General features: G+C 66.8%; 8 protein-coding genes and 2 pseudogenes. 4 read left to right on the top strand and 6 right to left on the bottom strand.

All coding sequences use genetic code 11. The features are described from left to right. Positions 1–283 precede the first annotated feature (283 nt). The 6 genes from F6X61_RS07815 to F6X61_RS07790 form a co-directional block, all read right to left on the bottom strand. Positions 284–1,597, bottom strand: a complete 1,314-nt coding sequence (locus F6X61_RS07815) for a hypothetical protein (protein WP_153786115.1) — start codon at positions 1,595–1,597, stop codon at positions 284–286. A gap of 150 nt (positions 1,598–1,747) precedes the next feature. Then, positions 1,748–2,515 (bottom strand): SDR family oxidoreductase, encoded by a 768-nt coding sequence (locus F6X61_RS07810; RefSeq protein ID WP_153786114.1) that lies wholly within the window; start codon positions 2,513–2,515, stop codon positions 1,748–1,750. After that, positions 2,512–3,303: an SDR family NAD(P)-dependent oxidoreductase gene (locus F6X61_RS07805; protein WP_256671330.1), complete on the bottom strand. Its 792-nt coding sequence runs from the start codon at positions 3,301–3,303 to the stop codon at positions 2,512–2,514. The genes F6X61_RS07810 and F6X61_RS07805 overlap by 4 nt, the downstream gene beginning before the upstream one ends. Next, entirely contained in the window at positions 3,300–4,118 is an 819-nt protein-coding gene (locus F6X61_RS07800; protein ID WP_153786113.1) for a molybdenum cofactor biosynthesis F family protein, read from the bottom strand. Before F6X61_RS07800 ends, F6X61_RS07805 begins: the two co-directional genes overlap by 4 nt. Positions 4,119–4,194: 76 nt before the next feature. Further along, a complete protein-coding gene (locus F6X61_RS07795) occupies positions 4,195–4,851 on the bottom strand; it encodes a LuxR C-terminal-related transcriptional regulator (protein ID WP_153786112.1) in 657 nt (218 codons plus the stop codon). Then, positions 4,848–6,335, bottom strand: a complete 1,488-nt coding sequence (locus tag F6X61_RS07790; RefSeq protein WP_153786111.1) for an aldehyde dehydrogenase family protein — start codon at positions 6,333–6,335, stop codon at positions 4,848–4,850. Before F6X61_RS07790 ends, F6X61_RS07795 begins: the two co-directional genes overlap by 4 nt. A gap of 339 nt (positions 6,336–6,674) precedes the next feature. On the opposite strand from F6X61_RS07790, the gene F6X61_RS07785 reads away from it, so the two are divergent. The 4 genes and pseudogenes from F6X61_RS07785 to F6X61_RS27220 all read left to right on the top strand — a co-directional run. Continuing rightward, complete coding sequence (locus tag F6X61_RS07785) at positions 6,675–7,844, top strand: p-hydroxyphenylacetate 3-hydroxylase oxygenase component (RefSeq protein ID WP_153786110.1); 1,170 nt, start codon at positions 6,675–6,677, stop codon at positions 7,842–7,844. A 104-nt stretch (positions 7,845–7,948) separates the two neighbouring features. Continuing rightward, entirely contained in the window at positions 7,949–8,875 is a 927-nt protein-coding gene (locus tag F6X61_RS07780; RefSeq protein ID WP_153786109.1) for a p-hydroxyphenylacetate 3-hydroxylase reductase component, read from the top strand. 102 nt (positions 8,876–8,977) lie between these two features. Next, positions 8,978–9,646 (top strand): annotated as a pseudogene (locus F6X61_RS27395) (PAS domain-containing protein); the annotation flags it as partial. Between the two features lie 54 nt (positions 9,647–9,700). After that, a pseudogene (locus F6X61_RS27220) lies at positions 9,701–9,934 on the top strand (methyl-accepting chemotaxis protein); the annotation flags it as partial. Positions 9,935–10,045: the final 111 nt, after the last annotated feature.

The raw sequence follows: 10,045 nt of genomic DNA, 5'->3' as shown, positions 1-10,045 counted from the left end.
TCGGAGGCCGCGCGGGCCCGGAAGGCACCGGAGCGAGGGGACCCCGGAGCGCAGCGCAGGGGCCGTATGATGGGAGCGGGCGGCTTTGCCTACTTTGGCCAAGACCAAAGTAGGCCGCCGTAAGGGCGGAAAGGTGACTAAGCGTCGCCATCGCCGCCGAATGCGCATACATCTATCAAAACCAACACTCTGAAAGCCAAAGCCAAAGCCAAAGCCAAAGCCAAAGCCAAAGCCAAAGCCAAAGCCAAAGCCAAAGCCAAAGCCAAAGCACCCACCTACACCCTCAAAACGGCACCGCCACCGTCAACTGGCTATACACATTGGTCCCACTCCCCACCTGATTCCCGCCATTGCTCTCATCCCTGCGCGGCTTGAACAACCCCACCAACGGCGTAACGATCAGGTGCTCGTTCACCGCCCACTCCACATACACATCCAGCTCCTGGGCATCGAGATTGAGTGTGTCCCGGGTACGCACCGTATTGAAGTCAAAGAACAACGCCCCGACCGTCACGTTGTCCCGCGGCGTGGCCTTGAGCCCGATATGGTGAATCCCGCTATTGGTATTGAACGGCCCCGCATAGTTGCCCGCCACTTCACCCTGTATCCAGGTGCCATAACCATCGGAAAGCCCGGTAAACAGCAAATCCCAACCCGCCGAATAACGCGTGTAGCGGTAAGTCAGTTGCGGTGCCCAGGGCGCCTCGGCGAAGGTGTAGTCCGCCTCGGCGTACCAGGCCGTTTCGTGGCCGCCGCGCTTGTCCTGCCAGGCGTACTCAAAGGCCAGGCGGGTGTTCTCGAGCCCGGCACTGCCTTCGCCCCGCAGGCTATAGACGTCCATGCCTTTGCGGGCCTTTTGGAACTCGCTGGCCCACTGATCGGCAACGTCGATCCCGTGGATGTAGGTCAAACCCAGGGTGCCGAGCTCATGGGTGTAGTCCAGGGTCCCGGCCGCCAGCTCGGTCTCGGCCTGGGCCCGGTTATCGGACTTCAACCACAACACACTGCCGTGCAGCCCCTCATTACCCCCCAGGCGCAACATGGCCGTGCGATCAAATGCATGACGGGCGCCCAGGTAAAAACCACCACCGCGGTTCAGCTGACCATCGGCCGGGCCCTTGCCGAGGTTGGGGCCGTCATCGTTGATCAGGAACCCGTTACCCAGCTTGATCACCTGGCGGCCACCGGAGACATCCACGCCATCCTTGCCCAACAGCGGGAACAGGTCGCCTGATCGCCAGCCCAGGTAGGCATCCTCGATCTTGGTGGTGCGTTCGCTGCCATCCTGGTTGCCGCCGGCATCGCCATCGCCCCAGGCGCCGGAGCTGACCCAGTTCAACGCGCCATACAGGCTGCCATTGCCGGCCAGGCCCTGGTCGCCGCTCAGGCCGTACTTGATGAACCCTTCGCGCCAGGTCGAGCCGCCAGGGGTGCCGTCGTAATTGTGGCGGCTGTTGAACATGCCCCAGACCGCCAGCATATCGGCGTTCAGGTGGGTGTCGTCGTCGGCATACAGCTCGTAGGCCGAGGTCGCCTGGCCGTTGACCAGCAGCGCCAGGGCGGTGGCCAGCGCGGTGCGACGTGGAGTGAGACGCATGGATCGTTCCTCGTTTGTTGTGTGCGGTCTTGGGTGCCGCGTTGTTGTGGAGGCAGAGGTGTCTGAAGCGACGGGCCATTAGCGCGTGGATCGCCGGGGTGGGTCTTGCCCGTGGCTGCCAGCGCACTTGCACGTCGCCGCCAGGTCGGCTCAGGGGCTGGCCAGGGTTTCGGGCAGGGTGGCGCCGCCATCGACGATCAGGGTCTGGCCGGTGATGTAGGCAGCCGCGTCCGAGGCGAGGAACAGCATCGCCGCCGCGATATCGCTGGGTTCGCCCAGGCGGCCGAGCGGCACCCCGGCAGCGATTCGCGCATTGAGGGCCGGGTCGCCGAGGTTGCCCATGGCCGGGGTGCGCACCATGCCCGGCTCGACGCCGTTGACCCGCACGTTCAAGGGGGCCAGCTCCAGCGCGGCATTGCGGATGAAACCATTGACCCCGGCCTTGGACGCGGCGTAATGGCTCAGGCCTGGGTAGGCCACCCGTGGGCCGGTCACCGATGACGTGGCCAGCACGCAGCCGCCGCCCTGGCGACGGAACAGCCCCAGTGCCGCCTGTGTCAGCCAGAACAGCGCGCCCAGGTTGACCGCCAGCGTGCGTTGCAGAAGTGCCGGGGTGATCTCGGTGAACGGTGTGAGCGGAAAATACGCCGCGTTGTGCACCAGCACGTCGAGGCGTTCCAGCCCGCCCAGCAGGGTGGCGATTGCCTGCTCGTCGGCGAGGTCCACGGCCAGCCCCTCGACCTCATGGCCCAATGCGAGCTGCACCTTGACCACCTGGCGCAGTGCAGCCGGGTCGAGGTCCACTGCAATTACGCGCGCGCCAGCATGGGCAAACCCCTCGACGATGGCCTGACCGATGCCACCCGCAGCACCGGTCACCAGCACCGTGCGCCCGTTGAAGCCGTAACGGGCGCTCATGGCTGTGGCGCCAGGCGGGTGTAGGGCAGGGTGGGCACATCGACCACGGTCGCACCGCCGTCGGCGGTGAGTACCGCGCCAGTGACGATGCTCGCCGCCGGGCTGACCAGGAACTCGCACACGGCGGCGATCTCGTCGCTGCTGGCCGGGCGGCGCAGAGGCACGTCGGCCGTGACCCTGCGGTAGGCAGCCTCGAGGTCTTCCTGGTGATGGGCCATCAGCACCTGCATTTCCTCATCGGCCATGGGCGTGCGCACCCAGCCTGGGCAGACGCAGTTCACCCGTACGCCGGCCGGGCCGTAGTCGCGGGCCAGCGAACGGCTAAGGCCGACCAGCGCGTGCTTGGCCGTGGTGTAGCCGCACACCTCGGGCCCGGCTGCCAACGATGCAATGGAACCCAGCAATACCAGGCTGCCGCGGCGGCGCATCAGCAGCGGCAGGCAGGCGCGGGCGGTGTGGAAGGCACTGTCGAGGTTGCTGCGCAGTGCCGCCTGCCAGGCTTCGTCGCTGGTCTCGGTGGCCCGGCCCAGGCCATGGCCGCCGGCGCAGGCGATCACGGCGTCCAGGCCGCCGAAACGCGCATCCACCTGTTCGATGAAGCCGCGCCAGGTGGCGCTGTCGGCTGCATCACCCGCCAGCACCAGGCCGCCGGTGGCCTGGGCGACACGCTCCAGCGCCGCGCGGCGGCGGCTCACCAGCGCCACCTGCCAGCCCTGGGCTGCCAGGCGCAGGGCGCAGGCTTCACCAATGCCGCTGCCGGCCCCGGTGATCAGCACGCTGCGGCTCACTGCGGGTACTCCGTGCGGTTGACCACCCGGCAATACGACGACACCGGGAAGTTGGCCAGGGCATCGAAGCTGCCGCCTTGGTAGCCAAAGATCTTGCCGTCGCTGCGGTGCTGCTGCAGGTCGATCATCACCAGGCCCAGGGTCGGCACGATCTTCTCGCACCAGACGAACAGGTACAGCTGCTCGGCGATCTTGTAGTAATGGGCACGGTCGGTGTCGCACAGCCCCTGCTCGACACCCTTCAGGCACTGCCAGCTGTAGTAGTCGGGGTTGAGGTAGATGTGCTCGTACTCTTCGGTCGGGCTGTAGCGGTAGTGATTGCGCAGCCCCACCAGCTCACGGGTCGGCGTGTGCGGGCAGGCACCGTCCTGCCAGGGGCGGTCGAGGGTGCCATGCAGGAAAGTGGCCTCGACGCCGGTCAGTGCTTCGCCCGCCAGGGCCAGGTCGTACAGCCCGCGCTGGGTGCGGGCCTGGCCCGGCAAGCGGCCAAGCACGGCCGTGAAGGATTGGCTGAGGGTGTCGAGCACCAGCGATACCGACCAGGCCTGGCCGCCTTCGTGCTTGATGAAGTCCACCAGGTAGATGCCGTCGCGCACCGAGGTGGCGCGGTAGCTGGCCGTGCCCTGGCTATGGCCGTCGGCGGCGTGCCAGTGCAGCTGTTCGGTGTCGAAGCGGTGCTCGATCAGCCAGCCATTGGCGAAGTGCAGGCTGAGGCTGCGCCCGCTCAGGTCGGCGCGTTGCGGCAGGATGAAGGCTTGCGGGGCGAAGCCCTCGGCAAGGGCGCCTACGGTGATCCAGTCGGAGGGTTTGGTCATGTGCGTGACTCCTGGGGTTTAGGTGCCCACAGGGTGCAACGCGGCGCTGCGGCCCGGTATCAACCGGAAGGTTGAGTCACAGGAACAGCAACGCCACCAGCTCGGTGCGGTTGCTCACTCCGAGCTTGCGGAACAGGTTGATCAGGTGGGTCTTGACGGTCGGCAGGCCAACCTCCAGCGCCCGGGCGATCAGCTTGTTGCTGTGGCCTTGGCGCAGCAGTTCGGCGATCTGCCGTTCGCGGGGGGTGAGTTCGACCGCTGCCGGCCTTTGCACCAAGGGCTGGCTGGCCACCGCCAGTTGCATCAGCCCGTGCAGGGGCAGCAGGCGCTGTAGCTCGTCAGGGCGAAACTCGCCCTGGCTTGCGCGGCGCAACAGCGACACCCCGGCCAACGGCCGGCCGCCGACCTGGGCGATGATCTCCACCACATCCACCACCTGGTGCCGGGCCAGGAAGCCTCGGTAGGTGTTGCCCTGGGCTTCGGGCAGGTGGGCCAAACCCTGGCGCAGCGATACCACCGGCGTGCCGATGGCCAGGCAGCGCGCCGGTTGCAGCGGGTCGTAGTCGCGGTAGTGCTGCAGGTAGCGCGCATGCATGGGCGCCTGCAGGTCCTGCAACAGGAAATCGCAGGCCTGCTGGCCGGCATCGATGCGGTAGAACGCCGCCAGTGACGCCGGCACCTGCTGGCTGAACGCCTGCAGGCAGTAGCGGCCCAGGTTGTCGTGCAGGTTCAATAGCGGATCATCACGGACTTGAGCTCGGTGAAGTCGTCGATGAACGCCGAGCCGAACTCACGGCCGATGCCGGAGGCCTTGATGCCGCCAAAGGGCACCGCCGGGTCGAGCAGGGTGTGCATGTTCACCCACAGCATACCGGCCTGGATCTCCGGGATCAGGCGCATGGCCTTGCCCAGGTCGTTGCTCCACAGGCTGGCCGAAAGGCCGTAGGGCGTGGCGTTCATCAACTGCAGCAGTTGTTCTTCGTCGTCATACGGCAGGAAGGTCGCCACCGGGCCGAAGGTTTCCTGGTTGAGCAGGGTGTCGGCGGCGCTGTTGGCGAGGATCACCGTAGGCTCGACGAAGCAGCCCGGGCCGTCGCCGATGTGCCCGCCATGGATGATCTGGCTGCCTTCGGCGCGGGCGGTGGCGAACAGCTCGGCCAGCTTGAGCTGGTGTGGCTTGTTGGCGACCGGGCCGAACTGGGTGCTCTCATCCAGTGGCGAGCCGGTTTTCAGCTGCCCCAAACGCTGCGACAGCGCTTCGAGCATCGGCTCGATCCGCGAGCGATGGACGAAGAAGCGCTCACCCGCCGCGCAGATCTGCCCGGAATGCAGGAAGCCCGCTTCGATGATGCCGTCCACCGCCTTGTCGATGCCGACATCGGGCAGGAACGCCACCGAGTTCTTGCCGCCCAGCTCCAGGGTTGCGCGGGTCAGCTTGGCGCCCATGGCCGCCTGGCCGACGGCGATGCCGGTAGGCACGGAGCCGGTGAACGACACCTTGTCGGTGCCGGGGTGCTCGACCAGCGCTTTACCCACCAGGCCGCCGCCGGTCAGCACGTTGAGCGCGCCTGCTGGCAGGCCCGCATCGGTGGCCAGTTCAGCGATACGCAGCAGGGTCAGCGGGGTGAACTCGCTGGGCTTGAGCACGATGCTGCAGCCGGTGGTCAGGGCCGAAGCGAGCTTCCAGATGGCGATCATGGTGGCGAAGTTCCACGGCACGATGCCCACCACCACGCCGATCGGCTCGCGCAGGGTGAAAGCGCTGTAGCGCTCGCCAGCGAACGAAGGCAGCGACGGGGTGATGGTCTGGCCGGTGATCTTGGTCGCCCAGCCGGCGTAGTAGCGCAGGAAGTGCGCGGCCTGTTCCACCTCGAAGGCACGGGCGATGTTGATCAGCTTGCCCGATTGCAGGGTTTCCAGCTGGGCCAGCTCTTCGCGGTTGGCCTCGAGCAGGTCAGCCAGCTTGAACAGCACCGCGGCGCGGGCAGCGGGGCTGGTGCGCGACCAGGCGTTGAAGCCCTGGCGGGCGGAGTCGACAGCCTGCTCGACATCGGCCTGGCAGGCGTTGGCCACCGTGGCGACGGCCTCGCCATTGGCCGGGTTGACCACCTTGATCCTGGCGCTCGACTGGCTGGCGATGGCCTGGCCGTGGATGTAAAGGCCGTGGTGGCGGGCGAGGAACGCGGTAACGCTGGGGAGGAGGGGGATGTCGCTCATGCTTTGGGCTCCGTAAGACCGTGTTCGATCGCGGGGCAAGCCCGCTCCCACGCCTTTCGCCCAGGTTGCGAATCGGGTTGCGTGGGAGCGGGCTTGCCCCGCGATAGGGACGTATTCATATCCCGAGCCTAAAGCCTGCGTTCTTGGCGTTCTTGCCTACCCCTGCCACCCCCATGACCCTGCCTGCCAGCCACAAAACCACCCCATGAAAAATACAATCCGAGGTGCGGAAGTTGCATTTTCCACCGTACCGCAGGCTCCCATACTGACCCGGCATTCATCAGCGAGCCGTCACCACTAGGCAGCGCTCGCCAGGGTCCAATAACAATGAGCCAGACCATGAAAAAGCCAAACTCCCTGCTCGAAGACCTCAAGCCCCTGCTGCCGGCCATCGCCGCCCGCGCCGACCAGGCCGAGCGCGAGCGTACCGTGCCCGCCGACAACATTGCTCTGCTCAAAGGCATCGGCCTGCACCAGGCCTTCCTGCCCAAGCCCTATGGCGGCCTGGAATTCAGCCTGCCGCAGTTCGCCGAATGCATCGCCGCCCTGGCCGGCGCCTGCGCCAGCACCGCCTGGGCCATGAGCCTGCTGTGCACCCACAGCCACCAACTGGCGATGTTCCCCAAGCAACTGCAGGACGAAGTCTGGGGCGACAACCCGCACGCCACTGCCAGCAGCAGCATCGCCCCGTTCGGTCGTACCGAAGAGGTCGAGGGCGGCGTGCTGTTCAGCGGCGAGATGGGCTGGAGCAGCGGCTGTGATCATGCCGAGTGGGCGATCATGGGTTTTCGCCGCGCCAACCCGCAGGGCGGCCAGGACTACTGCTTTGCCGTGCTGCCACGCAGCGACTACCAGATCCGCGACGACTGGTTCGCCGCCGGCATGCGCGCCAGTGGCAGCCGCACGTTGATCGTCGAGCGCGCCTTCGTGCCCGAGCACCGTATCCAGAAGGCCAAGGACATGATGGAGGGCACCTCGGCGGGCTTCGGCTTGTACCCGGACAGCGCGATCTACTTCAACCCGTACCGCCCGTACTTCGCCAGCGGCTTCTCCACCGTCAGCCTGGGCATCGCCGAGCGCATGCTCGAAGCCTTCAAGGACAAGACCCGCAACCGCGTGCGGGCCTACACCGGCGCGGCGGTGGGCGCGGCCACCCCGGCGCTGATGCGCCTGGCCGAGTCCACCCACCAGGTCGCCGCGGCCCGTGCGCTGCTGGAGAAAAGCTGGGAGCAGATCGCCGACTTCAGCGCACGCCACCAATACCCCACCCGTACCGAACTGGCTTATTGGCGCACCAACCAGGGCTATGCGGTCAAGCTGTGCATCCAGGCCGTGGACCGGCTGATGGAAGCCGCCGGTGGCGGCGCCTGGTTCGACAGCAGCGAGATGCAGCGGCTGTTCCGCGATGCGCACATGACCGGTGCCCATGCCTACACCGACTACGACGTCTGTGCGCAGATCCTCGGCCGTGAGCTGATGGGGCTGGAGCCGGACCCGGCGATGACCTGAGCAAGCCATCGCGGGGCAAGCCCGCTCCCACAAAAGCGTGGGAGCGGGCTTGCCCCGCGATGGGGTCGCCACTGCCCTACACAAGAACAATCCTGGAGCCTTGCATGTCCACCCCCTTCGACACCCGTGCTTTCCGCCGCGCCCTGGGCAACTTCGCCACCGGCGTCACCGTGATCACTGCCGCCGATGCCTCTGGCAACAAGGTCGGCGTCACAGCCAACAGCTTCAACTCGGTGTCCCTCGACCCGCCGCTGATTCTCTGGAGCATCGATAAACGCTCCAGCAGCCACGCGGTGTTCGACGCCGCCGAGCACTTTGCCGTCAACGTGCTGGCTGCCGACCAGATCGACCTGTCCAACACCTTCGCCCGCCCCAGTGACGACCGCTTTGCCGGCATCGATTACCAGGCAGGCGAGGGCGGCGCGCCCTTGCTGCCCGACTGCGCGGCGCGCTTTCGCTGCCAGAAGTTCCAGCAGCTGGACGGCGGCGACCACTGGATCCTGGTCGGCAAGGTGCTGGCCTTCGACGACCTCGGCCGCTCGCCGCTGCTGTACCACCAGGGCGCCTACTCCATGGTCCTGCCGCACACGCGGATGACCCAACGTGCGGAAGGCGCGCCGGCCAGCAGCCACTTCCAGGGCCGTTTGCAGCACAACCTGTACTACCTGATGACCCAGGCCCTGCGCGCCTACCAGGCCAGCTACCAGCCGCGTCAGCTGGCCACCGGCCTGCGCACCAGCGAGGCGCGCATGCTGATGGTGCTGGAACACGACGCCGGCCTGGCCCAGGCCGAGCTGCTGGGCGAAGTGGCGATGCCCGAACGCGAGGTGAGCGAGGCCATCGCCAACCTGACCCGCAAGGGGTTGGTTACCGACGACAACGGCCGGGTGTGCCTGACCGAGGCCGGGCGCATCGAGACCGAGGGGCTGTGGAGCATTGCCAAGGCCCAGCAGGACCAGGTGTTCGGCCAGTTCAGCGAGCAGCAGTTGGAGACCTTCAAGACCGTGCTCAAGGCGATCATCAGCCGCTGATCCCTGGCAGCCAAGGTCAAGCCAGCGGCAGGCCGGCGCAAGACGACGGCCGCCGACTTGGGTTGAACTCGCGCTTTTGTTCGATGGTTCAAGGGGGCGTGAATGCTGTTTCGCAATGAACGTTGGGTGGCCACGCTGGCCGAGGCACTGAGCCGTTTTGGCCGGGGCGAGATTGCCGAAAGCCTGGTGGAGGTGCGCCGCCACCCGCCCTTGTTGCAGGCCCTGCAAGCGGTGGAGCAGCAACGCCAAGACCAGGCGCGGGAGGTGCAAGCGCAGGCAGAGGAGCTGCGCTTGCTGAGTGAAACGCTGGCCAGCCAGCAACGGCTGCACGCGCAGCAGCAAGCGGCACAACAGCAGTTGCAGGGCGAATGTGCCCTGCTGCGTGAACAACTGGATCAACAGCTGCGGGCCAGCGAAGGGCACCAGCGCCAGGCGCATTTCTGGAGCCTGCTGCAAACCACCCTGACCGAGGGCACCTGGGACATCGAGGTCGCCCAGGGTGACGTGCACCACCCGCACAGCCGTATGCGCCTGTCCGATGCCTTCCGCGCGGTGATGGGCTACGGCCCGAAGGAGCTGGCCGATGGCTGGGATGCCCAGGTCGGCATTACCCACCCTGACGACCTGGCGCAGATCATGGCCATCTTCGAGCGCGAGATCCTCGGCGCCCGCGCCAGCGGGGAATACGTGTTCGAGTACCGCATGCGCCACAAGCAGCGCGGCTACATCTGGTGCCGCGAGCGCGGCCGAGCGGTGCGGGACGCGCAGGGCGTGCTGGTGCGCGTGCTGGGCGCCGTGCGCGACATCAGCGACGAGCGCAACGCCCAGGCCAGCCACCAGCAGTTGCAGGCGCACAACGAGGCCACCTATGCCCGGATCGCCACCGCCGTGGGGGTGATCCGCAGTATTGCCGAACAGACCAACCTGCTGGCCCTCAACGCTGCCATCGAGGCCGCCAGGGCCGGGGAGGTGGGGCGTGGCTTCTCGGTGGTGGCCGACGAGGTGAAGAAGCTTGCCGAAAGCACTCGCCAGGCGACCCAGCAGATTCAGGCAATGCTGCAGGGCTGAACTGGCAGCCAGCAACAAACAAGGCGGCAGGCAGTGGCAAGACCGCCGTGGCGGGGAAAGTCAAAGTGATCGGGTAGTGGTGTCGAGCCCATCGCGGGGCAA

It is taken from the genome of Pseudomonas sp. EMN2, from assembly GCF_009650555.1.
GTDB classification, from domain to species: Bacteria; Pseudomonadota; Gammaproteobacteria; order Pseudomonadales; family Pseudomonadaceae; genus Aquipseudomonas; species Aquipseudomonas sichuanensis.
Note: the sequence above shows the minus strand (reverse complement) of the source record. Positions and strands in the feature narration are given on the sequence as shown.